Origin of the sequence: Serratia sp. ME47, from assembly GCF_903970925.1 — a bacterium.
GTDB lineage: Bacteria > Pseudomonadota > Gammaproteobacteria > Enterobacterales > Enterobacteriaceae > Serratia > Serratia ureilytica.
Window position 1 is genome coordinate 1 of sequence record NZ_CAJCKE010000004.1, and the last position, 22,244, is coordinate 22,244.

At 61.2% G+C, this 22,244-nt stretch carries 23 protein-coding genes; 14 read left to right on the top strand and 9 right to left on the bottom strand.

From position 1 onward, the window contains the following. The 7 genes from H7A77_RS05605 to H7A77_RS05635 all read left to right on the top strand — a co-directional run. Positions 1–326, top strand: a 326-nt coding sequence (locus tag H7A77_RS05605) for a spore coat protein U domain-containing protein (RefSeq protein ID WP_182073922.1), incomplete at its 5' end; no start/stop codon positions are given. A 2-nt stretch (positions 327–328) separates the two neighbouring features. Then, entirely contained in the window at positions 329–832 is a 504-nt protein-coding gene (locus H7A77_RS05610; protein ID WP_033642839.1) for a spore coat U domain-containing protein, read from the top strand. A 20-nt stretch (positions 833–852) separates the two neighbouring features. Beyond that, positions 853–1,368, top strand: coding sequence for a spore coat U domain-containing protein (locus H7A77_RS05615; protein ID WP_049866716.1), 516 nt, complete (start codon positions 853–855; stop codon positions 1,366–1,368). 20 nt (positions 1,369–1,388) lie between these two features. Continuing rightward, positions 1,389–2,156: a molecular chaperone gene (locus H7A77_RS05620; protein WP_033642837.1), complete on the top strand. Its 768-nt coding sequence runs from the start codon at positions 1,389–1,391 to the stop codon at positions 2,154–2,156. Positions 2,157–2,178: 22 nt separating this feature from the next. Continuing rightward, positions 2,179–4,650, top strand: coding sequence for a fimbria/pilus outer membrane usher protein (locus tag H7A77_RS05625; protein WP_370528299.1), 2,472 nt, complete (start codon positions 2,179–2,181; stop codon positions 4,648–4,650). Positions 4,651–4,666: 16 nt separating this feature from the next. Next, entirely contained in the window at positions 4,667–5,602 is a 936-nt protein-coding gene (locus H7A77_RS05630) for a spore coat protein U domain-containing protein (RefSeq protein WP_182073924.1), read from the top strand. A gap of 135 nt (positions 5,603–5,737) precedes the next feature. Next, a complete protein-coding gene (locus H7A77_RS05635; RefSeq protein WP_033652110.1) occupies positions 5,738–5,977 on the top strand; it encodes a YebV family protein in 240 nt (79 codons plus the stop codon). 54 nt (positions 5,978–6,031) lie between these two features. Here H7A77_RS05635 and H7A77_RS05640 read toward each other — a convergent pair whose 3' ends face one another. Together H7A77_RS05640 and H7A77_RS05645 are read right to left on the bottom strand one after the other, a co-directional pair. Continuing rightward, the gene (locus tag H7A77_RS05640; protein WP_042784320.1) at positions 6,032–6,631 is read right to left on the bottom strand and encodes a C39 family peptidase; all 600 of its coding nucleotides are present in this window, start codon (positions 6,629–6,631) and stop codon (positions 6,032–6,034) included. Positions 6,632–6,635: 4 nt separating this feature from the next. Then, positions 6,636–7,028 (bottom strand): ASCH domain-containing protein, encoded by a 393-nt coding sequence (locus tag H7A77_RS05645; RefSeq protein WP_033638276.1) that lies wholly within the window; start codon positions 7,026–7,028, stop codon positions 6,636–6,638. Positions 7,029–7,364: 336 nt separating this feature from the next. Here H7A77_RS05645 and yniD point away from each other — a divergent pair, with 336 nt between their 5' ends. Beyond that, entirely contained in the window at positions 7,365–7,457 is a 93-nt protein-coding gene (gene yniD, locus H7A77_RS25560; RefSeq protein ID WP_255443855.1) for a small membrane protein YniD, read from the top strand. 38 nt (positions 7,458–7,495) lie between these two features. Here the strand turns inward: yniD and H7A77_RS05650 are convergent, their stop codons facing one another. Next, the gene (locus H7A77_RS05650) at positions 7,496–7,648 is read right to left on the bottom strand and encodes a hypothetical protein (RefSeq protein WP_162837208.1); all 153 of its coding nucleotides are present in this window, start codon (positions 7,646–7,648) and stop codon (positions 7,496–7,498) included. A 159-nt stretch (positions 7,649–7,807) separates the two neighbouring features. Between H7A77_RS05650 and H7A77_RS05655 the strand changes: the two genes are divergently transcribed. Continuing rightward, on the top strand, positions 7,808–8,017 hold the full coding sequence (locus tag H7A77_RS05655; protein WP_182073925.1) for a hypothetical protein: 210 nt from the start codon (positions 7,808–7,810) through the stop codon (positions 8,015–8,017). Positions 8,018–8,163: 146 nt separating this feature from the next. On the opposite strand, the gene H7A77_RS05660 is transcribed toward H7A77_RS05655, so the two are convergent. Together H7A77_RS05660 and H7A77_RS05665 are read right to left on the bottom strand one after the other, a co-directional pair. Further along, on the bottom strand, positions 8,164–9,582 hold the full coding sequence (locus H7A77_RS05660) for a serralysin family metalloprotease (protein ID WP_033652108.1): 1,419 nt from the start codon (positions 9,580–9,582) through the stop codon (positions 8,164–8,166). A gap of 328 nt (positions 9,583–9,910) precedes the next feature. Then, on the bottom strand, positions 9,911–11,254 hold the full coding sequence (locus H7A77_RS05665) for a 2-hydroxycarboxylate transporter family protein (RefSeq protein WP_182073926.1): 1,344 nt from the start codon (positions 11,252–11,254) through the stop codon (positions 9,911–9,913). Positions 11,255–11,686: 432 nt separating this feature from the next. Here H7A77_RS05665 and pckA point away from each other — a divergent pair, with 432 nt between their 5' ends. Continuing rightward, entirely contained in the window at positions 11,687–13,306 is a 1,620-nt protein-coding gene (gene pckA, locus H7A77_RS05670; protein ID WP_033642831.1) for a phosphoenolpyruvate carboxykinase (ATP), read from the top strand. 56 nt (positions 13,307–13,362) lie between these two features. Here pckA and H7A77_RS05675 read toward each other — a convergent pair whose 3' ends face one another. Then, positions 13,363–14,007, bottom strand: a complete 645-nt coding sequence (locus H7A77_RS05675) for a TetR/AcrR family transcriptional regulator (protein WP_033652106.1) — start codon at positions 14,005–14,007, stop codon at positions 13,363–13,365. A 93-nt stretch (positions 14,008–14,100) separates the two neighbouring features. Here H7A77_RS05675 and H7A77_RS05680 point away from each other — a divergent pair, with 93 nt between their 5' ends. The 4 genes from H7A77_RS05680 (at position 14,101) to H7A77_RS05695 (ending at position 19,064) form a co-directional block, all read left to right on the top strand. After that, a complete protein-coding gene (locus tag H7A77_RS05680) occupies positions 14,101–14,799 on the top strand; it encodes a DAPG hydrolase family protein (protein ID WP_025302572.1) in 699 nt (232 codons plus the stop codon). A gap of 93 nt (positions 14,800–14,892) precedes the next feature. After that, positions 14,893–16,197, top strand: a complete 1,305-nt coding sequence (locus tag H7A77_RS05685) for an MFS transporter (RefSeq protein ID WP_042784313.1) — start codon at positions 14,893–14,895, stop codon at positions 16,195–16,197. A 168-nt stretch (positions 16,198–16,365) separates the two neighbouring features. Further along, on the top strand, positions 16,366–17,625 hold the full coding sequence (locus tag H7A77_RS05690) for an MFS transporter (RefSeq protein ID WP_046898547.1): 1,260 nt from the start codon (positions 16,366–16,368) through the stop codon (positions 17,623–17,625). Further along, on the top strand, positions 17,622–19,064 hold the full coding sequence (locus H7A77_RS05695) for a glycoside hydrolase family 32 protein (RefSeq protein WP_182073927.1): 1,443 nt from the start codon (positions 17,622–17,624) through the stop codon (positions 19,062–19,064). Before H7A77_RS05690 ends, H7A77_RS05695 begins: the two co-directional genes overlap by 4 nt. 41 nt (positions 19,065–19,105) lie before the next feature. Here the strand turns inward: H7A77_RS05695 and H7A77_RS05700 are convergent, their stop codons facing one another. The 3 genes from H7A77_RS05700 to H7A77_RS05710 form a co-directional block, all read right to left on the bottom strand. Beyond that, positions 19,106–20,107, bottom strand: coding sequence for a LacI family DNA-binding transcriptional regulator (locus tag H7A77_RS05700; protein ID WP_033652100.1), 1,002 nt, complete (start codon positions 20,105–20,107; stop codon positions 19,106–19,108). A gap of 69 nt (positions 20,108–20,176) precedes the next feature. Beyond that, positions 20,177–20,740 (bottom strand): HutD family protein, encoded by a 564-nt coding sequence (locus H7A77_RS05705; protein ID WP_033652099.1) that lies wholly within the window; start codon positions 20,738–20,740, stop codon positions 20,177–20,179. After that, positions 20,740–22,110: a formimidoylglutamate deiminase gene (locus tag H7A77_RS05710; protein ID WP_182073928.1), complete on the bottom strand. Its 1,371-nt coding sequence runs from the start codon at positions 22,108–22,110 to the stop codon at positions 20,740–20,742. The genes H7A77_RS05705 and H7A77_RS05710 overlap by 1 nt, the downstream gene beginning before the upstream one ends. Between the last annotated feature and the right edge of the window lie 134 nt (positions 22,111–22,244).

Sequence of the window (22,244 nt, forward strand, 5' to 3'; positions counted from 1 at the left end):
CCGCCAGCGCCACCGGCAGCGGCGGCACCGGCACCTTGGGGCTGAACTGCACCACCGGCACCAACTACACCGTGGCGCTGGACAACGGCCTCAACGCCTCCGGCAGCCAGCGGCGCATGGCCAGCAGCGTGCCCGCTTACATCAGCTATAACCTCTACCAGGACAGCGCCCACGCCGTGCCGTGGAACAGCACCACCGGCGTGCTGACCGGCACCGGCACCGGCTCGGCGGTCCCGTTGATCGTCTATGGTCTGGTGCCCGCCGCGGGCACCACCCCGGCGGCAGGCGCGTACAGCGATACCGTCACCATGACCGTCACCTGGTAAGCATGACGCGCCTGGCCGTCACCTGCATGCTGCTGTCGTTGGCAGGCGCTTGCCGCGCCGACGTCAGCACTGCGACGGTCGGCGTCAGCGCCACCTTGGTCAAATCCTGTGTCGCAGGCACCACCAGCGGCGGCAACACCACGTTCGGCACCTTTAACTTCGGCACGGTTTACTTCCTCAATACGGCAATAAAAGTGACCGGCCAGGCGAACGCCGGCGCACTGCAGATCAACTGCAACAACGGCACCAGTTACACGGTGCTGCTCAGCGGCGGACAGAGCGGCAATACCGCTTCGCGCTATCTGCAAAGCGCGGCGGGCGCCCGCGTGAACTACAACCTGTATACCAGCGCCAGCTACGCCACCGTCTGGGATAACGTCACCGGCGTGACGCAGACCGCCACCGGTCAAAGCGTCTGGCTGCCGGTGTACGGCATGATTCCGGTGCAGGCTACGCCGGCGACGGGCACTTATACGGACACGGTACAGGTGACGATAAATTGGTGATTAACGGAACGCTGCGCACCCTGCTGCTGACGGCGCTGCTTGGCGCTCCGGCGGCACATGCCGATACCGTCAGCCAGGGCTTCACGGTCAATGCTTCGATCATCAAAGGCTGCGTGCTCGGTAGCGGCGTCACCAACGTTACCTCGTTCGGCAGTATGAGCTTCGGCCAGGTGGCGTCTTTAAGCAGCCCGATAAAAATTGTCTCGAGCGCCGGCGCCGGCTCGATCCTTATCCGCTGCAACCCCGGGCTCAGCGTCACCCTGGGATTGAACGTCGGCAATAACGTGACCGGCTCCATCGCCGGCGGGCGCAAGCTGTTGAACTCGGTCACCTCGGAAACGCTGATTTACCAGCTCTACCAGGATGCCAACTACGCCGTTTTGTGGGGAGACGGCGGCAACGGCGGCGCCGCCCAAACCGTCTCCTCCACCGGCAGTACGCAGGAAATAAAAATCTACGCCAGTTTAATGGCGAGCAGCACCTTGCCCACCAGCGGCACCTACAACGATACGGTCTTAGTGACGGTGAGTTATTGAGCTTTTAAAAGGATCACATTATGCGTAGTACTCTGCTTCGCCTGCCTCTGCTGGCAGGATTGTTGTTAGCCGGCCAGCCGCAGGCCTTCGCCGCCGCCTCCATTCTGATTTGGCCCATCGATCCGGTTATTGAAGACAACCAGCAGGCGACGGCCCTGTGGCTGGAAAACCGCGACAGCAAGCCGGTTTACATGCAAATTCGCGTGCTGGGCTGGCAACAAACCGGCGGTAAGGACGATTACCGCAACCAGAGCGAGGTGCTCGCCAGCCCGCCGGTCGCCACCATTCTCCCCGGCAAACGCCAACTGATTCGCCTGATCAAGCAGACGCCGGCCGCCGCCGGACAAGAGCGGGCTTACCGCATCCTGGTCGATGAAGTGCCGATCAAAGATAAAGATGGCGCAGCGCCCGACAAAGGCGCGCAGATGGGGCTGAAATTCCAGATGCGTTATTCGGTGCCGCTGTTCGTCAGCGGCAAAGGCGTCTGGACCAAGCAAGACTTCGAGCACCCGCGCGACTACGCCACCGCCAACCAGCCGAAGCTCAGCTACCGGCTGCTGCAACAAAACAGCCAGCGCTGGCTCGACGTACGCAACGACGGCATCGTGCATGCTCGTCTGTCGCAGGTCAGCATTCAGGGCAAGCCGCTCAACAACGGGCTGCTGGGCTATGTGCTGCCGGGTTCGCAAATGCGTTTCGCCCTGCCGCCGTCGGGCAGTTTTGCCGCCGGCAAGCTGCAGGCGATGGTCAACGACAACAAACAGCCCGTAACCCTCCCGTCTTACTGAGCCCGAGGCGCAGGTGATGCGGATGTCGCCATCGCCCTCACGCGGCATGCAGCTCAAGCCGCTGGCCCTGGCCGTACTCTGTATGGCGGTAGAACTGTGCCCGCCGCCTGCCGCCGCCGACGATTTGCCACCGCCGCCCCGCGCCGTCAGCATGCCGGATACCACGCTGTATCTGGAGCCGGTGGTGAACGGCCGCCCGACCGGCAAAGTCGTGCCGGTCGCCTACCGCGGCGGCCATTACTATTTAACGCCTCAGCAGCTGATCGATGCCGGCCTGCCGGTGACGGACAAACAGGTGAAAGAGATCGCCGTCGATCAACTGGATAAGGTCGACGTCACCTACAGCGGCGAAACGCAGCAGTTGCTGATCTCGGTGCCCAACGACTGGCTCCCCAGGCAAACCCTCGGCGACGCCAACCCGGAGCAGCGGCTGCCGGCGCAAAGCAGCCTGGGATTCTTGCTGAATTACGACGCCTACGTCAGCCAAAGCGGCGGGCGCGGCAATCCGGGCTATTTTTCCGCCTGGAGCGAACAGCGGCTGTTCGACGGCTTTGGCGTTATCGCCAACACCGGCATTTTCCGCAGCAGCTTCAACGGCGAGACCGCCGCGCAGCAGAACAATCGCTATATCCGCTACGACAGCAGTTGGCGCTACAGCGACGACGACACCATGCTCAGCTATACCGCCGGCGATCTCACGACCGGCTCGCTGCCCTGGACCAGTTCGGTGCGCGTCGGCGGTCTGCAGGTAGCGCGTAATTTCGCCACGCGGCCGGATCTCATTACCTACCCGCTGCCGCAGTTCTCCGGCCAGGCCGCCGTGCCGAGCAGCGTCGATCTGTACATCAACAGCTATAAAAACACCTCCGCCAACGTGAATCCCGGCCCGTTCACCCTGAATACCGTGCCCTACATCAACGGCGCCGGTCAGGCGACGGTGGTGACGACCGATGCGCTCGGCCGCCAGATCAGCACGACGGTGCCGTTCTATGTCGCCAGTTCGCTGCTGCAGGCCGGGTTGAGCGATTTCAGCCTGTCGGCAGGCGCGCTGCGCCAAAACTACGGTTACCGATCCGCGGACTACGGCCAGTGGGTGGCCAGCGGCAGCGGGCGTTACGGCGTCACCGACTGGCTCACGATCGAAGGGCGGGCGGAAGGTGCAGCGGAGTTGGCGGTCACCGGCGCCGGCGCCGGCGTGCGCATCGGGCAGTTAGGGGTGCTCAACGCCTCCTACAGCTACAGCCAGGCGGGCCGCGACGCTTTCAACGCCCCTCCGGTCACGCCGCGGTATTACGATCCGGTCACCGGCCAACCGGTGCAGCAACCGGATGCCGGGCCGGTCTATCAGTACGCCGGCCGCCACGGCGATCAAACCAGCCTGAGCTACACCTACAGCAATCAGTATTTCAGCCTCAACGCTCAACGGGTGCTGCGCAGCGCGGACTTTGGCGATCTTTCCACCTATAAGAGCAGCTATCGGCTGAGCCGCCGCACCGATCAGCTGACCGGCAGCATCGGCCTGAGCCGCTTCGGCAGCCTGGGCGCCGGTTATTTCGACGTGCGCGACGCCATCGGCCAGCGCACTCGCCTGGTCAACCTGTCGTACAGCCTGACGCTGTGGCGCAACATCAGCCTGTACGCCTCGGCGAACCGCGAGATTGGCGGTGACGGTTACAGCTCTCAGCTGCAGATCAGCATTCCGTTCGATACCTGGGGCACCGCCAACGTCAGCACCGCCCGCGACGCCGGCAACCGCTGGAGCGAACGCGTGGCTTACAGCCGCGCCGCGCCGACCGACGGCGGTTTCGGTTGGAATCTGGCCTATGCCGGCGGCCAGGGCAGCAACAGCGATTATCGTCAGGCGGATGTGACCTGGCGCACCTCGCTGTTGGAAACCCGCGCCGGGCTGTATGGCAACCGTAACGACTACACCCGCTGGGGCGAAGTCAGCGGTTCTCTGGTGGCGATGAACGGCGGCGTTTATGCCACCAACACCATCAACGATGCCTTCGCGCTGGTATCGACCGACGGCTACGCCGGCATTCCGGTCAGCTACGAGAACCAGCGCATCGGCGTCACCAACGACAAAGGTTATCTGCTGGTGCCCACCGTCACCTCGTATTACCACGCCAAGTTCCAAATCGACCCGCTCAATTTACCGGCGGACGTTAACCTGCCGGCGGTTGAAAAAACCGTCGCCATCCGCGATCACAGCGGCTACCTGGTCGAATTCCCCGTCCAGCGCCTGTCCGCCGCCGACGTGGAGCTGGTCGATGCGCAAGGCAAACCGCTGGCCAACGGCAGCCAGGTGGCGGTGCTCGGCGGCAATCAACAAAGCTACGTCGGGTGGGATGGCATGACCTATATCGATCCGGTGCAGCAACACAACCGATTAAGCGTAATCCCGGCCGACGGCGGCCCGCCGTGCCAGGTCAGTTTCAGCCTGGCCAACCCGCAGGGGCTGCAACGCGTCGGCCCTCTCGTCTGCCAGTAACACACGGAGAAGAAGAATGATGTCTCGGCAAGTGAAAATCTTTTTGGCGGCGCTGCTGTTGATGTGTGGACAACGCGCGCTGGCGGACTGCGCCACCACCAACGGCACGGTTACCCTGCCCAGCAGCAACTCCTTCGCCGTCTACAACGGCCAGATAAGCGCCCAGGGCACCGCGGGGCTGAACTGCACCGGGCTCGGGCTCAATTTGCTGTCGCAAAACACCGTCACAGTCAAGATCGCTTCCACCACCAATAACATGGCTCTGCTGAATGGCAACGGCTCAGGCGATAAAATTTCTTATTTGATCTACCCGGATTCGAACTACCAGTATCCGTATAGCGTCGGCCAGACCATCGATTACAGCTCGCTGAATCTGCTGTCGCTGATCCTGATCTCTTCCAACGTCAACTTTCCGGTGTATATCAAAACCGTCGTCGGTGCGAACGTCAGCGCCGGCACCTATACCGATACCATCAACCTGGTGTGGAACTACCATATCTGCGGCCTGGGCCTGATAGGGCTTTGCATCTGGTGGGACGGCACCAATCAACCCAGCACCGTGACCGTCACCGCGGTCATCACCAAGAGTTGCCTGATCAACACCGCCAACAACGTCAACTTCGGCAGCATGGCCTTAGTGGGGCAATTCAATCCGATCAACCAAAGCATCACGCTGACCTGCACCAAATCCCAGTCTTACAGCTCCTACTTCACCAACGGCAACAACCCGATCACCGGCTGGCGGCGAATGATCAGCGGCACCAGCAACTTCCTGCAGTATCAGATCTATTTGCCCAATACCAGCACCGTGTGGAGCAGCACCAACGCGCAAAGCGGCACCGGCACTGGCCTGGCGCAAAGCATCCCCTTTACCGCCGCCGTCAACCCGGCGCAGACCGAAGTGCCGGTCGGCACCTATCAGGATAACGTCAGCTATGTCGTGACTTACTAGCGCAGCCGCTAGCCGCCCGGCACGAATGTTGCCAGAATGTATTTTTTATGTGGCATTTTTTGCTCATTTGGCTATGCTCATACCGATGACCTGACTGGTCTAACCTCCTACCACATCATTGAGCAAGGAGTTCCCATGAGCAAAACCGTCGTAAAAATTGGCAGCTTCGAGGTCGATGACGCGCATCTTCACGCCACCGCCGACCGTGCAGGCACCCTGAGCATCCCCTGCAAGTCCGATCCGGATCTGTGCATGCAGCTCGACGGCTGGGATGAACACACCAGCATTCCGGCCATCCTCAACGGCAAGCAGTCGCTGCTGTACAAGCAACACTACGACCGACAGACGGACGCCTGGGTGATGCGGGTGGCATGAAAATATATCCAGTAGGTTGACGACGCGCTGCTTTCATCAGAAACAGCGCGTTTTTTATGCGATGGCGATGCCGCGGCCGGCAAAGAAGTGGGCGAAGCGGTTGAGTGACAGCTGTACTCGCTCGCGCGTCGCCGGGCTGTCGCCCGAAGGATTATGGAAGGTCACGCTTTGCGCATCGGCGGCGGTGATCAACACCAGATGCCCGCCCCGCTGCGGCGGTATGCTCTCGGGCCGGCGAATGGCGGGATGCACCGAGGCGATAAAGTAGCGGCATTCATGAAGCAGCGCCGGCACATCGGCGGCCGCCAGCCCCACCTTCACCTCCGCCTGCAGCGCGAACTGCTCGCGCACGTACTCGACGAACGGCGCGTAAATCAGCCCTTTTATCCGCTCGTTCTCACGCACATAGGCGCCATAAGGCAGGCTGCGGCGCGCCAGTTCCAACAGCGGCGGCGCTGCGCCGTCGCGGTGGCCCAGCACCATTTTCAGGCAGGCCATGCCGCACACGTGGTTGGCCCACTCGACGTACTCCGCCCGATCGCGGGCGCCGCTGCGCGCCCAATTCTCGTCTTGCGCCAGCGTCGCGCGGCCGGCGATCAGATCGGCGGCCATCTCCGGGCTCGCCCACTGGCACTCGTAGGGAACGGCGCGCATCAGTTTAGAACTTATCGACGACTTTGAAATTCATCAGCACCAGCGTCATGTCCGGCGAGAACAGATCGTACTCTTCGAAGAAGCGCTGCAGCTCTTTGCGCCAATGCGCCAGCGAACGATCGCCCTCGCCTTCGGCAAAGGCGTGCGCTTCATCGACCTGATCGTACGTTTTCATTTCCACCGCGGTCAGCTCAACCGCGCAGACCGGCTCTCCCTTGCCGTCCACCACCAGGAACCGATCGCCGGCCTGTGGGATGCCCTCGCCGTCCAGGTTGGAGCAGGTCGCCGTTTTGGTGCCGTTCAAAATCAATTGCACCACTTCATCGGCCTGCTGTTCGGTATCGCCGAACGCCCAGCGCTCAAGGTGCTCGTATTTCTGTGGAATTGCCGTCGCCATGATTATACCTTTTGGAAAAATGCCTCAATGCAGACAGGATAGTACAACGTATTGGCGGCCGTCTGCATCCGTCACAAGCGCGACTGCGCGTTATGCCAGCGCCGTCTTTACGAGTTTTTACCGTTCTTCGCTGTGCCTTCAGCGCTACGGGGCGCATACTGTGAACATTATTCACTCAATGGCAACGCCAGGCGGCAACATGCGGCAAGACGATTTCGATGCTGACGATACCTTCAGCGATTTACTCAACAGCGTCGCGTTGGCGACGCTGTTGCTCATCGCCATCGCCGGCGGATGGTATTTCAGTTAAGAGAGGGCGACGTGGCGACAAAACGCATGGGCAACAAGCTCAGAAAAATGGTGGTGGTGCTGCTGCTGATCTGCCTGGCGTTGTTGCTGTTGCGTTGGGCGGCGATAGCGTTCGGTTAATCCCATAAAACGACGCCGGCCAACCGCCGGCACCCTGCTCACCGCCGCGGCGCCGCGGTCGGCTCCAGTAACTCGCGCAAATAGGCCAGACGCGCTTCCCCCTGTGGCAACCAGCGACGGCACAGCCAATGTTGCGTTTCACCCGTGCGGCTGAGGCGGTAGTACTCCGCCAAGGTTTCGACCCAGTTCATGTTGTGATCTCCTGCTTTTCGACACCGCAAGTATTGAGCGCAAAAACCAGAAGAAATACTGATGGCTTGTTTTTTATGCTTCCTGTTTTTGGCCGTCGGTAGCGAAGCCGCAGTTCAACTGCTACATTGGGCGAAAATCAACCCACCGAGGTGTAGGCCATGACGTTCTCGGAACAGGAGATTAAACCCGTATGGGATGAAGTCGCGCGCCTGATCGGCGACAGCGTGATGCAGCTGCGCCATCGCGGCGAGGAGCTGTCGGTGGAAACGCTGGAGAAACATCTGGCGCGGCAGCTGGCCGAGAGCAACGACATCGAACGGCGTATCCTGCTCGGCGCCGCCATCAACATGCTGAAAGGCGGAAAATGAATCGCCAACCGAAAAGGTTGGCGATCCGACAGAAGCCCGAGGTATGCAAGCCCGGCCTTCTGCGCGCTACTATGTCACGCTAATATGACGTAATTAATAGGAATTGTCGGGTTTTTGCCCAAAACGCCCTATTTTTGTTGCCTGCATTACGCCAACACGAAATCGCCGGCATCCAGCGGCTGCCCCACCACTTTCACCAGGAAATCGTTGCCGTCAAAGGCGCCGCCCAGGTTGATCGCCACATCGCTGACGTGATTTTGCGCATCGTAGCTCAGCTTCGCCTCGCCCGCCTTGCCGCTGAACTGATCGACGAAGCGGATGCCGTCGGCGCTGCCGGTGTTGAACAGCGTCAGATCGATCTTGTCCTCGCCGCGCACGAAGTCGCGGATCCAATCCGGCGCCGCCGCCGTCGACTCATCCGCCGCGAAGTAGACGAAGGTGTCCTTGCCGGCGCCGCCCCACAGCTGATCCGCCCCTTTGCCGCCGTACAACACATCATCGCCCGCGCCGCCCTTGAGCACGTTATCGGCGGCGTTCCCGACCAGCACATCGTTACCCGACCCGCCGATGGCGTTTTCAATCGTTACGCCCGCCGCGATCGACACGTTGCCTTTCAGGCCGCCAACGTCCGAGAACGCCTTTTCATTCAGGTTGATGCGCTGATTTTGGCCGAAGCCGGAGAAGTCGAAGGTGTCGTTGCCGCCGGCATCCCAGGCGGTGAAGATTATCTTGTCCTGCGCGCCGGTGGCGGTGAGGAAGTCGCGATCGGTGTTGGAATTGAAACCGTAAACCGTGTCGCCGGTGCGGGTGTTCATGTTGGCGCCATAGAAATGCTGGATCGCCGTGATGTCATTGAGCAACGGCCCGGAAGAGTACGCGCCTTTAAAGTCCTGCCCGGTGTTGCTTTCGCTGAAATAGCTCATCAGGCTGTGGGCGCGGCTGTCTTCGAAGTAGGTCGCGTCTTTAGCGTAGGTGATGCTGACGCCCGGCGCGGCGTTATAGTCGCCCGGGTGCTGCAACCCCAGCGCATGACCGATCTCATGGGTGAAGGTCTGGCGGCCGTACTCGTTTTCATGGATCTGGTTGTTGACGAAGGTGTGGTTCTTGGCGTTATACCAGGTTTGACCGGCGACCGAAGGCGATGAATCCGGGTTATACGCAAAGGCATAGGAGCCGCGCGAGCTGTAATCGAACAGACCGAATTTGATGTTGGCGGCGGCGGTGTTGCTGGTCTCGGTGAAGGTGATGTTGGCCACGTCGGACCATGACTGCAGCGACAGTTTGGCCTGCTCGCGCTGTTCCGCGTTAAAGCTGCTGAAGCCGCTGATGCTCATGCTCGACATATTGCCCGGCGCCTTTTCCCAGAAGCTGTAGGTCAGGGAGACCGGCTTTTCGGTCACGCCCTTGTCGTGCCAACTGCGATCGCCGCGCACCAGTTCCAGGCCGGCATTCTCGAACGTTTTCGACGGATGAAGCACGGTAATGGTGTCGTCTTCATCGGGTTTATAAGCGCCCAGCAGGGCTAATACGCCTTCGGCCTTAACGGAAGCATTGCTTGATGACATAACCTTATCTCCATATTCGTCAATTCAATCGGGGGGATGCCCCAACTGGCGGATTGCCTGAACGGCAGCGGCCCGGTGTTGAATCAATACGGGGATATCGGTAATGCGCTGGCGCCTTCCATCGGCACTCTGAATGAGAACGATAATCCCTTAAGAGAAGAGAATAGACACATTTTACCGAGAACAGATTTTTCTTATCAAAAGTGTGACAGGGATTTTCCGCCATGCGAATGATTTTCAAGGTAATAATCAGCATTATCACGATGTCGAAAAAAGTATAAAAAAACCGGGGCAATCCAACCCCGGCTATCCATAACACACTCTGGACTCAGACTAACCAACCGAGCAACAGCGTCGCGCCAATGACCGTGGAAGCGCCGCCGATGCGCGTAGCGATTTGGGCGAACGGCATCAGCCCCATGCGGTTGGACGCCGACAGGATCGCCACGTCGCCGGTGCCGCCCAGGCCGCTGTGACAGCAGGTGACGATCGCCGCTTCCACCGGGAACATCTTCAGGTAAGGCGCAATCAGGAAACTGACCAACCCCATCGACAGCACCACCGAGCCGCAGACCACCACATAGCCGACCGAGAACACCGCAACCACGCTTTCCAGCGGCACGTACAGCATGCCCAGACCGATCATCAGCGGCCACACCAACGCGGTGGAGACGAACTTATAAAAACTGTGCGCGCCGGTCTCCATCGAAGCCGGGATCACCCGGCAGTATTTGCACAGCACCGCGAACAGGATCATCAGCACCGGGCCAGGGATATGCACGATATGCTCGAACAGGCCGCCGACGATAAAGAAGGCGCAGATCACCAGCAGCCCGCCGCCCATCAGTTGGAAATCGACGTTGCCGCTTTGTTCCTTGATGGCGAACATCGCGTTCTCCTGCGCCGAACGGATCAGCATGCCGTCGCCGCTCAGCGCCTTGCGCTGCATGCCGATGCGCGCCAGCACCCCGGCGGTCACGATGGCGAAGATATTACCCAGCACCGCCGCCGGCGCCAGCTGCGCGACGTAGACGTCCGGCGTCGATCCCAGGATCGCCGAATAGGCCAGCGACAGCGGTAAAATGCCCTCGCCGATGCCGCCGCCGATGATCGGCACGATGATAAAGAAGAAGGTGTGATAGAAGGTGAAGCCGAACAGTTTCCCCACCAGTAGCCCGGTGATCACCGCCGTGACCGTGCCCACCACCAGCGGCACGAACATGCGAATCATCCCCTGGATCAGGATCACCCGGTTCATGCCGAGAATGCTGCCGACCACCAGACTGGCGATGACGAAATAAAGCAGGTTGGCGTCTTTCATCAGCAGATGGACGGTGCCCATGACGTTGGGCTGAAACACGTTGAAGTAGACCAGCACCGACGGCACCATCAAACACAGAATGGCCGGCCCGCCGATATCGCGCAGCACGGGAATGCTTTTACCCAACTGCGCCAACGCAAAGCCCAGCGTCATTATCACCGCCAGGCCGCCGATCATATTCTTCGGCAGGAAGTTAGCATAGGCGGAAATCGCCACGATGGCGCAAATCGTGATAAACAACGCGATCGGCACCGCACCGATATCTGTTTGACGAAGTTGATTAATTAATCCTGATGATTCGGACGATGCCGTATTTTTATCACAGGCTATTTCTGCATTTATCTGTTTCATTATTCACCCTGCTGACAAGCGTACAGTACGGTTAGATTCACCTGGCGCAACAATCCCGCCATAGCCAAGTGAAAACAACTAATTACAAAAATCCTATTGCGGATTTCGCTTTTTTTAATAAGAAATAAAACAGTAGACAGCACTGACAATATGATAAAAAATAAAAATTCAAAACTAAATTACGCTGAGGGAATTCAATATTGTGACCCTCCGCCAAGGTTGGTTTTAATTAATTATCGTCAGCATTTTGTAATTAAAGTAATCAGGCTTAAATTCGCTGCTATGCTATAGGAGGGCGAAAAATCCCCCTGCTTTATTAATAAAGAACCGGAAACGCCATTAGCTGAATCCGGTCAGCTTGATCCGAACCTTAATCCCGCGCGCGGCACCGTACGGGAAAAAGGCATAATATGACTCATAAGGAAGTAGAATATGTCTTCACGCGCTGTTACCCCACAAACCCTCGCTCGCTACGGCATCCATCAGGCCGCCGACATCGTCTATAACCCCAGCTATGAATTGCTGTTCGCTGAAGAGACCCGCGCCGACCTGCCGCCGCTGGAACGCGGCACCCTCACCCAACTGGGTGCGGTCAACGTCGCGACCGGCGAATTTACCGGCCGTTCGCCGAAAGACAAATACATCGTGCGCGACGACACCACGCGCGACACCGTCTGGTGGTCCGACAACGGTACCGGCAAGAACGACAACCAGCCGCTGTCGCCGGAAGTCTGGCAGCATCTGAAGACGCTGGTGGGCAACCAGCTCTCCGGCAAGCGTCTGTTCGTGGTGGATGCCTTCTGCGGCGCCAACGCCGATACGCGCCTGAAGGTGCGCTTCATCACCGAGGTGGCCTGGCAGGCGCACTTCGTGAAAAACATGTTTATCCGCCCAAGCGACGCCGAGCTGGCGGACTTTGAGCCGGACTTCGTGGTGTTGAACGGCGCCAAATGCACCAATCCGGACTGGCAGCAGCAAGGGCTGCACTCGGAAAACTTCGTCGCTTTCAACCTGACCGAGCGCATGCAGCTGATCGGCGGCACCTGGTACGGCGGCGAGATGAAGAAAGGCCTGTTCTCGATCATGAACTATCTGCTGCCGCTGAAGGGCATCGCCTCGATGCACTGCTCGGCCAACGTCGGCGAGCAAGGCGACGTCGCGGTGTTCTTTGGCCTGTCCGGCACCGGCAAAACCACCCTCTCCACCGATCCGAAACGCCAGCTGATCGGCGATGACGAGCACGGCTGGGACGACGACGGCGTGTTCAACTTCGAAGGCGGCTGCTACGCCAAAACCATCAAGCTGTCGCCGCAGGCGGAGCCGGAAATCTATCAGGCGATCCGCCGCGATGCGCTGCTCGAAAACGTCACCGTGCGGGCCGACGGCAGCATCGACTTCGACGACGCCAGCAAAACCGAGAACACCCGCGTCTCTTACCCGATTTATCACATCGAGAACATCGTCAAACCGGTGTCCAAAGCCGGCCACGCGCGCAAGATCATCTTCCTGACCGCCGACGCCTTCGGCGTGCTGCCGCCGGTGTCGCGCCTGACGCCGGAGCAGACCCAATACCACTTCCTGTCCGGCTTCACCGCCAAGCTGGCCGGCACCGAGCGCGGCATCACCGCCCCGACGCCGACCTTCTCCGCCTGCTTCGGCGCCGCGTTCCTGACGCTGCACCCGACGCAATACGCTGAAGTGCTGGTGAAACGCATGGAGGCCGCCGGCGCCCAGGCTTACCTGGTCAACACCGGCTGGAACGGCAGCGGCAAGCGTATCTCGATCAAAGATACGCGCGGCATCATCGACGCCATCTTGAATGGCGACATTGAGCAGGCCGACACCTTCACGCTGCCGATCTTCGGGCTGGCAGTGCCGACCGCGCTGCCGGGCGTCGATCCGTCGATCCTCGATCCGCGCAAAACCTACGCCGACGAATCGCTGTGGCAGGAGAAAGCGCAGGATCTGGCGCAGCGCTTTATCGATAACTTCGCCAAATATACCGTCACCCAGGCGGGCGAAAAGCTGGTGAACGCCGGGCCGAAGCTGTAACGCAGACGTTTTGCATCCTGCTGTTTAAGGGCCGAACTTTCGGCCCTTTCTTGTTTTCATCCTTCCGCCAGCAAACCCGGCATCATCAGCGCCACCGCCGCCGCGATGCGCTCGTCGATCGCGCTGCCGGGCGGCAACAGCCCCAGCGTCATCTGCCGCAGCGGTTCGGCAATGGCCATCGCCAACAGCAGATCGCTGGTTTGCGCCCAGTCGCGCTCACGCAGCCACCCGCACTGCTGCTGGCGCCGCAGCCAGTCCGCCACCGTCGCCCGTCCGCGCAGAATGCCGTTGCGCTGGTAGCTGTCCAGCAGCGCCTCGCGCCCCGGAAACTCACTTTGCAGCAGCCGAAACATCCCCACCGCTTCGGCGCTCAATACCTGCTGCGCCACCGCCTTCAGCCCTTTTTCCAACAGCGGCGCCACCGCCTCCCACCGCCCGGCATCCTGGGCGAAAGCCGGCTGAAACGCATCGGTCCAGCCGCTCACCGCCTGCGCCACCAGTTCGTCGCGATTGGCCGCAAAGCGATACAGGGTTTTTTTAGCCACCCCGGCGCGTTTCGCCACCGCATCCACCGTTGCTGCGGCATAGCCGCCGTCGAGCAACAGCGCCAGCGTCGCCTGCGCCAGCGCGGCGCGCAGCGCCGTTTCCGGCGTGGCCGGCCGGCCGCGAGCACGCAGCGGTTCTTCATTCGGGTTCGCCATATTTATTCCTCACAAGCATTGACAGACTCAGCATAGCGGCATAGTTTTATTTTGGAAACACAATTCGTTTCCAAAATAAAACAGGAACCCATTATGACACATCCTTCCCTGCTGGCGCCGTGGGGCGTTAACGATATCAACGAGTTGCTCAAACCTGAACCGCTGCGGCTGGAGATGGGGCTGAGTCGCAGCGCCGACGGTTTGCTGACCGTCGCGGTCCGTACCGATCTGCACGGCTGCAAGGGGCGCATGCTGGACTGGTGGTTCACCTTCTTTGAGAACACGCAGCACATCAACTGGTGGCACCCGCACGATCACGTCGAACATCGCGGCTGGGACCGCCATTGGAAAAAAGGGGAAAGCTACGTCGGCGCCAGCATCGAAGCGGTCGAATGGCTGGCGGAGCTGCCGCCGGTCGCGGCGCGCCTCAAATTCCACGCCGCCGAGGACTTCTTCGCGCCGCAACCGCTGCGCCAGGCGCGTGACGCGCAGGCGCTCTCCGCCGCCGTGTGCGCGCGCATCGGCTTCGGCGACCAGGTGGCGTTGGATGACAACGGCGATCCCTGCGACGGCGAAATGCTGCATCTGGCGCGCGATACGCCCTACGGGTGCGTGCTGCGCAGCCGTTTCCTGCTGGGTAAAGCCTGCGCCAACGCCCACGACGAACTGTCGGACGACATCGGGTTTAACCTGATGCGCCACTGCTACAACGAGTTCAGCTATCTGGCGCAGTTCCTGCCGTCGCTGTACTACGCCGAAAACGGCCGCGAGCCGGCGCCGTTGCTCTGGTGAATCGCGCCTCACAGTTCCCGCTGAAATCAATTGATTGTTTTGTCGTATAAATTTAGAACTGACGAACAATAAATCAAAAGTATGGGAACGGGGATGAATCAACAGACTCTCGACGCGCGCCGCTCGCGTCAGGCGTTGCTGGCCGGCTCGGTCGGCAACTTTATCGAATGGTACGAGTTCGGGGTGTACGGGTTCCTGGCCACCGTTATCGCCGCCAATTTTTTCACGCTGCAGGGTGAAAATGAAATCACCAGCCTGATCCTCACCTACGCCGCCTTCGCGCTGGCGTTTTTCTGCCGGCCGATCGGCGCGGTGATCTTCGGCCGCATCGGCGATCGCATCGGCCGTCGTCCGACGCTGATTGCGGTCCTGCTGCTGATGACGCTGGCGACGGCGTTGATCGGCGTCATGCCGACCTATGCCTCGATCGGCGTCGCCGCCCCGCTGCTGCTGACGCTGCTGCGTATGTTCCAGGGGCTGTTCGCCGGCGGCGAATTCGGCGGCGCCGTGTCGCTGATGACCGAGTTCGCCCCAAAGGGCAAGCGCGGGCTGTTCGGCGCATGGCAATCGCTGACCGTCGCGCTCGGCCTGTTGGCCGGCGCCGGGCTGGTGGCGCTGCTGGCTGCGCTGCTGAGCGTGCAGCAGTTGCATGACTGGGGCTGGCGCATTCCCTTCCTGCTGGCGCTGCCGATGGGCGCCGTGGCGCTGTGGCTGCGGCTCAAGCTTGAGGAAACGCCGACGTTTACCCAGGCGCAGCACGCCGCGGAGCACACCGCCGCGCCGCCGGAAGCGAAGCTGGGCGGCGTGGTGAAAACCATTCTGGTCGGCATCGGCCGCATGATGGGCTGGTCGGCCGCCGGCTATACCTTCCTGGTGGTGATGCCTTCCTATTTGCAAACCTCGCTGCACGCCACCTTCCAACAGGCGCTGGTGGCGACGGTGCTGGCCAACGTCGGTTTCGCCCTGACCATCCTGCCGGCGGGCATCATCAGCGACAGGCTGGGACGAAAAACGGTGATGCTGACGGCGGTGGCGGCGGTGATCCTGTTCACCTTCCCGCTGCTGCACCTGTTGCAGGATGCGCAAAGCTCACTGTGGATCAAAGGGCTGGCAGTCATGATCGCCGGCGCCGTGGTCGGCCTGCTGGCCGGTCCCGGCCCGGCGATGCTGGCGGAGATGTTCCCGACCCGGGTGCGCTATACCGGCCTGGGGCTGGCTTACTCGCTGTCCAATGCGGTGTTTTCCGGCTCGGCCGGGCTGATTATCACCGGCCTCATCAAACAGACCGGCAATATCGACATTCCCGCCTACTATGTGGTCGCCACGTCGGTGGTCAGCCTGTTTGCGCTGATGACGCTGCGCCGCGACGATCATCTGCGCTCGCTGAACGAACGTTAATCCTCCGGGGGCGCATCGCCCCCATTCCAACTCGTGATAATGATCACAACGCAATAATGTTAACGTTAACTTTTGTGATTAACATCGCATGAGTGATAACTGACAGCTTCATCCATCCGCGAGTTAACGTTAACAATAGAGCTAACTTCACTCACCGGGGCCCTACCCATGAACCGCGAAACTAAAAAATATTACGTGCTGCTCAGCGGCCTGCTGTTCTTCTTTTTCTTCACCTGGTCTTCCAGCTTTTCGCTGATCTCGCTGTGGCTGAATCAAAAGATCGGGCTGAAAGGCGCCGAGACCGGCCTGATCTTCTCCGCCATCTCGCTGGTGGCGCTGTGCGCACAGCCGTTGTACGGCTTTATTCAGGACAAACTTGGGCTGCGCAAACACCTGCTGCAGTTTCTCGGCGTGATGCTGCTGCTGACCGGCCCGTTCTTTATCTACGTTTATGCCCCGCTGCTGGCGAGCAGCCTGCCGCTCGGCGCTTTGGTCGGCGGGGTGTTCATCGGCGCGACCTTCTTCGCCGGCATCGGCGCGCTGGAGTCTTATACCGAGCGCGTCAGCCGCATCAGCGGTTTCGAGTTCGGTCGCGCCCGCATGTGGGGCTCGCTCGGCTGGGCCAGCGCCACCTTTGTGGCCGGTTTTATCTTCAATATCAATCCGAACATCAATTTCTGGCTGGCCTCCGCCGCCGCCGTGGTGTTCCTGTTGCTGCTCAGTCAGGTGCGCGAGCTGAAGCCGAACGCCATGGCCGGCCTGGCGTTCGGCAAACCGGAGAACCTGCGGCTGCAGGACGCGCTGGCGCTGCTGCGCATGCCGGGCTTCTGGGCGCTGGTGGTGTTTGTGCTGGGGATCAGCGTATACAACGTTTTCGATCAGCAATTTTCTGTCTACTTCGCTTCACAGTTCGCTTCTCGCGCACAGGGCAACGAGATGTACGGTTTTCTCAACTCGCTGCAGGTCTTCCTCGAAGCCGGCGGCATGTTCCTGGCCCCGCTGCTGGTAAACCGTATCGGCGCCAAGCAGGGGCTGTTGCTGGCGGGCAGCGTGATGGCGCTGCGCATGTTCGGTTCCGGGTTGGTCAGCGGCGCCCTGATGATCTCCGCCATGAAACTGCTGCACGCCGTAGAATTGCCAATCCTGCTGATCGCTATCTTCAAATACATCGCCAGCCGCTTCGACAGCCGACTCTCCTCCACGCTGTACCTGGTAGGCTTCCAGTTCATCACCCAGGTGATGGCCAGCTTCCTGTCGCCGCTGGCGGGCTACGGTTATGACCGCATCGGCTTTGCCGATACCTATCTGCTGATGGGCTGCGCGGTCGCCGCCACCACGCTTGTCTCCTGTTTCTTGCTGCGCGGCGAACGCTCCGCCACGGCAACGCCCTTTCCATCCGCCATTAAATCAAGTGAGTCTGTCCAATGAACACTGCTTTAGCTCAAGCCGACCATGCGGTCGAAGCCCTGTGCGCAGAGCGCCAAGACGATTATTATCCGCAGTTCCATCTCGCACCGGCCGCCGGCTGGATCAACGATCCCAACGGCCTGATCTGTATTGACGGCGTCTATCATGCCTTCTTCCAGCATCACCCCTATAGCGAACACTGGGGCCCCATGCACTGGGGGCATGCGACCAGCCGCGATCTGATACGCTGGCAGCACCAGCCCATCGCCCTGGCGCCCGATTCGCCCTATGACAAAGACGGTTGTTTTTCCGGCTGCGCCGTGGATAACAACGGCGTGCTGACGCTGCTTTACACCGGCCACGTGTGGTTGGGCGAACCCGGTGACGACAGCCAGGTGCGGGAAGTGCAATGTCTGGCCACCAGCGAAGACGGCATACGCTTCGTCAAGCACGGACCGGTACTGGCCCCGCCGGACGGCATTCAGCATTTTCGCGATCCGAAAGTCTGGCGCGAAAACGGCGAATGGTGGCTGGTGGTCGGCGCCAAAGAAAACGGCCTGGGCCAGGTGCGCCTGTACCGCTCTGCCGACCTGCGCGCCTGGCGCTTCGATCGGGTGCTGGCCGGCGCGCAAACGGCGCATCAGGGCTATATGTGGGAATGCCCGGATTTCTTTCCGCTGGGGGAGCAACACCTGCTGCTGTTTTCGCCGCAGGGGCTGGCGGCGCAGGGCTACCGCTACCGCAATCGCTTCCAGAGCGGCTATCTGCTCGGCCATTGGCGGCCGGACGGCGACTTTACGGTAACGCAGCCCTTCTGCGAGCTGGATGCCGGCCACGATTTCTATGCGCCGCAGACCTTCACCGCCGCCGACGGCCGTCGGCTGCTGTTTGCCTGGATGGATATGTGGGAATCACCGATGCCCAGCAAAGCGCACCGCTGGGCCGGCGCCCTCACCCTGCCACGCGAGCTGACGCTGGCCGCCGACGGCAGCGTCCGCATGAATCCGGCGCGTGAACTGGCGGCGTTGCGCCGAGGATCGCAGACGTTGTCGGCGCAGACGCTGACCAATCAGCATCTGCCGCTGACGAACGATATGCAGGAGCTCATCATGACGTTGAGACCGGCCGACAGCGACGCCGAGCGGTACGGTCTGGCCATTGGGAGTGCGGCGCGGCTGTTCGTCGACAATCAGTCACACCGATTGGTGCTGGAGCGTTTTAATGAACACCCGGCGCTGTGCACCTGCCGCAGTGTGCCGCTGCCGGAGGGTGACATCCTGTCGCTGCGGATCTTTATCGATCGCTCCTCGCTGGAGATCTTCGTTAATCAGGGGCAGGCCTGCCTGACCAGCCGCATCTATCCGACGGCGGGCCATCGCCGCCTCAGCCTGTTCGCCGAAGGCGGCCGGGCGCTGTTCGAGCCCATCACGGGATGGCAGTTGGCAAGCATCTGGGGGTAATGGGAATGAGCACCGGGCGCGCAGCGACGCCCCCGGTGCGCTTACAGCGAACCACGTTCCAGCAGCGGGCAAGGCACTTTCACCGTATCACGCTGTTCCCGCCGCTCAATCACATGCAGCGCCGCAAGACGACCCAGTTCATAATGCGGCAGCTGCACCGTCGTCAATGCCGGCAGGAACAGCTCGCCGGTGCCGACCATATTGTCGTAGCCCAGCACCGCCACCTGCTGCGGTATCCGCCATCCTTGCGCCAGCAATACCTGATACGCCAGAAACGCTATCCGATCGTTCCCACACACCACGACATCGCAATCGCGCCGGCCGGCGGAAAAATGCCGCTCCAGCAACGCTACGCAGTCGCGATAGCTTTGATCGCCGGCGCTCAGATCGAGATGATACTGCCGCAGCTGTTCAACATCGCGCCCCGCTTCGCGCCAGGCGCGTTCCAGACCGCGGCGGCGCAGCCCCGCCGCCAGCGTATCCGCCGGTAAATGAATGCACAAAGGCGCGCGATAGCCTTTGGCGATCAGCGTGCGCGTCGCGTCATACTGCCCTTGCTCATCATCAGGAATGTAGCTGGCGATCGAATGCGCCGGGCTGACGCAGTTGGCCAACACCAGCTTTTTGTCCAGCAGTTTGGCCGGCAGCGTCACCTCACGCAGCCCCATCGTGGTGAAGATCACCCCATCCGGCCGATGCGCCAGCAGCAGATCGACGGTCTGTTCGGCGTTGTCGTCGGCGAACAGGTTGACGACGAAGCTGTTCCAGCCGCGCTCGCGCGCGGTTTTCTCAATCGACAGGATCATTTCCACCGAGAACGGCGTCGTGGCGGTGTCCAGCGCCAGCACGCCGAGCGTCTGCACGCGATTTCCGTCACCGCGAATACGCCGCGCCGACAGATCCGGCACATAGTCCAACCGATCGATAGCTTGTTTGACGCGGCGGTAGGTTTCCGGCCGCAGCTTGCCGGGATCATTGATGGCGCGGGACACCGTCATCAACGAGACTCCGGCAAGTTTTGCGACGTCTTTCAGCGAAGCCATGCGCCCTTCTTTATGATTAATGGGAAAAAGTGAATAATCCCATAACCGGGCGCAGGACTCTACTCTGCGTTAACGGGGTGTGATGTCCGCCCACAGGATAGCGCTGCCGGCCCTTAACGGCGCCACGTCGCCCCCCGCCGCCGATGCCGTCCACCAGACGCCCTCGCGCGCGCTCAGTTCGCCGCCCCCCGGCAGCGACCAGAGCCCGCTCAGCACATACAGCACCCCCGCCCGCCCCGGCGGCAAGGTTAGCGGCTCGGCGCTGCGTTGCACCTGCGCCGCTAGCCGGCCGCGGCGCGTCATGATGTTGAAATCCTGACTGGCGCCGCCCAGCAGCGTCGCTTCCAGCGCCACGTCGCCGGAAAAGGCGAACGGCTCCCCGATACGCGCCAACTGATGGTCGATATGCCCGGCGCTGAACAGCCGCACGCCGTCGCCTTCCAGCAGCGTGATCGAACGATCGATGCCCGCAAAGGCGGAAAACGGCCCGTCCTGCGCGATGGTGGCGATGCTGGCGCGCCAGTCGAAATCCGGCTCGCCCGGCGGCCAACTGACGATTTCACGGGTTTCCCCGCCGCCGTTGCGCCACGGGCTGACCGGCAACCCAGCGAAATTAAAACGGGTCAGGCTCATCACGCCTCCTGCTGAAAGGTTTTCAGCACCTGCAGGAACTCGGCGCTGCTCTGCTGCTGCAGCGCGTGCCGCCCCTGCTCGATCACCTGTCGGCCGCCGACGAACACGTCGCGAATTTGCTCTTTGCCGCCGGCGAACAGCCAGCGGTTGAGGATCGAGGCATCCGGCGCCGCCGCCAAATACGGATCGTCGCCGTCCAGCACCAGCCAGTCGGCGCGATAGCCGCTCTGCAAGCGGCCGATCGGCGCGCCGCACGCCTGCGTGCCGCCTTGCAGCGCCTGGTGATACAGCACATCGCCCACCGCCGATTGCTGCGGTGTCGTCAGGCGATTGCGGCGCTGATCGCGCAGCCGCTGCCCATATTCAAACCAGCGCAGCTCTTCCACCACGTTGAGCGAAACGTGGCTGTCGGAGCCGATGCCCCAACGCCCCTGCTGCTGCAGATAGGCGTCGCCGGGGAAAATGCCGTCGCCGAGGTTGGCTTCGGTGGTCGGGCACAGGCCGGCCACCGCGCGACTGCGCGCCAGCGCTTCCAGCTCATCGCGATCCAGATGGGTGGCGTGCACCAGACACCAGCGCTGATCCACCGGCAGATGGTCATACAGCCAGGCCACCGGTCGCTGCCCGCTCCACGCCAGGCAGTCGTTCACCTCTTTTTGCTGCTCGGCGATATGAATATGCACCGGCAAGGTGCGATCCGACGCGGCCAAAATCTGTTGCATCTGGCCAAGTTCCACCGCGCGCAGCGAATGGAAACACAGACCGTGATTCTGCAACGGGCGATCCGCCAGTTGGCGAGCAATCACCTGCTGCTGTTGCAGATAGCTTTCGGTGTCCTGGATAAACCGTTTCTGCCCCGGCTGGGCCGGCTGGGCGCCAAAACCGGCGTAACTGTACAGCACCGGCAGCATCGTCATGCCGATGCCGGCATGATACGCGGCCTCGCTGAGGCGGCCGGTCATCTCACCGCGATCGGCGTAAGGCTTGCCGTCGGCGTCGTGATGCAGGTAGTGGAATTCGGCCACCTGGGTATATCCGCCCTTGAGCATTTCGATATACAGTTGACGGGCGACCACCTCCACCTGCTCCGGCGTCAGGCGCTGCACCAGCCGATACATCAGATCGCGCCAGGTCCAGAAGCTGTCCTGCGGGTTGCCCGCCACTTCCGCCAACCCGGCCATCGCGCGCTGAAAGGCGTGGGAGTGCAGGTTCGGCATGCCCGGCACCGCATCGCCGTGCAGCCGGGTGCAGCCTTGCGGTTCAGCGTTGGCGGTAACTTGAGTCAGATAACCTTGCGCATCGACGTCCAGCCGGACGTTATGCGCCCAGCCCTCAGGGAGCAAAGCGCGTGGGGCAAAATAAGCAGGCATGGCAGTATTCCACGGTTAATGTAACGGCGAATAAGGCGCGGCGATGGCGCGTCTTCAGGAATTTTTGGCGGTCGCCGGCAAGTTTCTGGCGCGACGGCCACTAGTTGTATATACATATACATACGCCGACATCA

Excerpts from the sequence above, each read along its gene's own strand:
- H7A77_RS05610 (WP_033642839.1), top strand. The coding sequence starts at position 329 with ATGACGCGCCTGGCCGTCACCTGCATGCTGCTGTCGTTGGCAGGCGCT.
- H7A77_RS05620 (WP_033642837.1), top strand. The coding sequence starts at position 1,389 with ATGCGTAGTACTCTGCTTCGCCTGCCTCTGCTGGCAGGATTGTTGTTA.
- H7A77_RS05625 (WP_370528299.1), top strand. The coding sequence starts at position 2,179 with ATGTCGCCATCGCCCTCACGCGGCATGCAGCTCAAGCCGCTGGCCCTG.
- H7A77_RS05630 (WP_182073924.1), top strand. The coding sequence starts at position 4,667 with ATGATGTCTCGGCAAGTGAAAATCTTTTTGGCGGCGCTGCTGTTGATG.
- H7A77_RS05635 (WP_033652110.1), top strand. The coding sequence starts at position 5,738 with ATGAGCAAAACCGTCGTAAAAATTGGCAGCTTCGAGGTCGATGACGCG.
- H7A77_RS05640 (WP_042784320.1), bottom strand. The coding sequence starts at position 6,631 with ATGCGCGCCGTTCCCTACGAGTGCCAGTGGGCGAGCCCGGAGATGGCC.
- H7A77_RS05645 (WP_033638276.1), bottom strand. The coding sequence starts at position 7,028 with ATGGCGACGGCAATTCCACAGAAATACGAGCACCTTGAGCGCTGGGCG.
- yniD (WP_255443855.1), top strand. The coding sequence starts at position 7,365 with ATGGGCAACAAGCTCAGAAAAATGGTGGTGGTGCTGCTGCTGATCTGC.
- H7A77_RS05650 (WP_162837208.1), bottom strand. The coding sequence starts at position 7,648 with ATGAACTGGGTCGAAACCTTGGCGGAGTACTACCGCCTCAGCCGCACG.
- H7A77_RS05655 (WP_182073925.1), top strand. The coding sequence starts at position 7,808 with ATGACGTTCTCGGAACAGGAGATTAAACCCGTATGGGATGAAGTCGCG.
- H7A77_RS05660 (WP_033652108.1), bottom strand. The coding sequence starts at position 9,582 with ATGTCATCAAGCAATGCTTCCGTTAAGGCCGAAGGCGTATTAGCCCTG.
- H7A77_RS05665 (WP_182073926.1), bottom strand. The coding sequence starts at position 11,254 with ATGAAACAGATAAATGCAGAAATAGCCTGTGATAAAAATACGGCATCG.
- pckA (WP_033642831.1), top strand. The coding sequence starts at position 11,687 with ATGTCTTCACGCGCTGTTACCCCACAAACCCTCGCTCGCTACGGCATC.
- H7A77_RS05675 (WP_033652106.1), bottom strand. The coding sequence starts at position 14,007 with ATGGCGAACCCGAATGAAGAACCGCTGCGTGCTCGCGGCCGGCCGGCC.
- H7A77_RS05680 (WP_025302572.1), top strand. The coding sequence starts at position 14,101 with ATGACACATCCTTCCCTGCTGGCGCCGTGGGGCGTTAACGATATCAAC.
- H7A77_RS05685 (WP_042784313.1), top strand. The coding sequence starts at position 14,893 with ATGAATCAACAGACTCTCGACGCGCGCCGCTCGCGTCAGGCGTTGCTG.
- H7A77_RS05690 (WP_046898547.1), top strand. The coding sequence starts at position 16,366 with ATGAACCGCGAAACTAAAAAATATTACGTGCTGCTCAGCGGCCTGCTG.
- H7A77_RS05695 (WP_182073927.1), top strand. The coding sequence starts at position 17,622 with ATGAACACTGCTTTAGCTCAAGCCGACCATGCGGTCGAAGCCCTGTGC.
- H7A77_RS05700 (WP_033652100.1), bottom strand. The coding sequence starts at position 20,107 with ATGGCTTCGCTGAAAGACGTCGCAAAACTTGCCGGAGTCTCGTTGATG.
- H7A77_RS05705 (WP_033652099.1), bottom strand. The coding sequence starts at position 20,740 with ATGAGCCTGACCCGTTTTAATTTCGCTGGGTTGCCGGTCAGCCCGTGG.
- H7A77_RS05710 (WP_182073928.1), bottom strand. The coding sequence starts at position 22,110 with ATGCCTGCTTATTTTGCCCCACGCGCTTTGCTCCCTGAGGGCTGGGCG.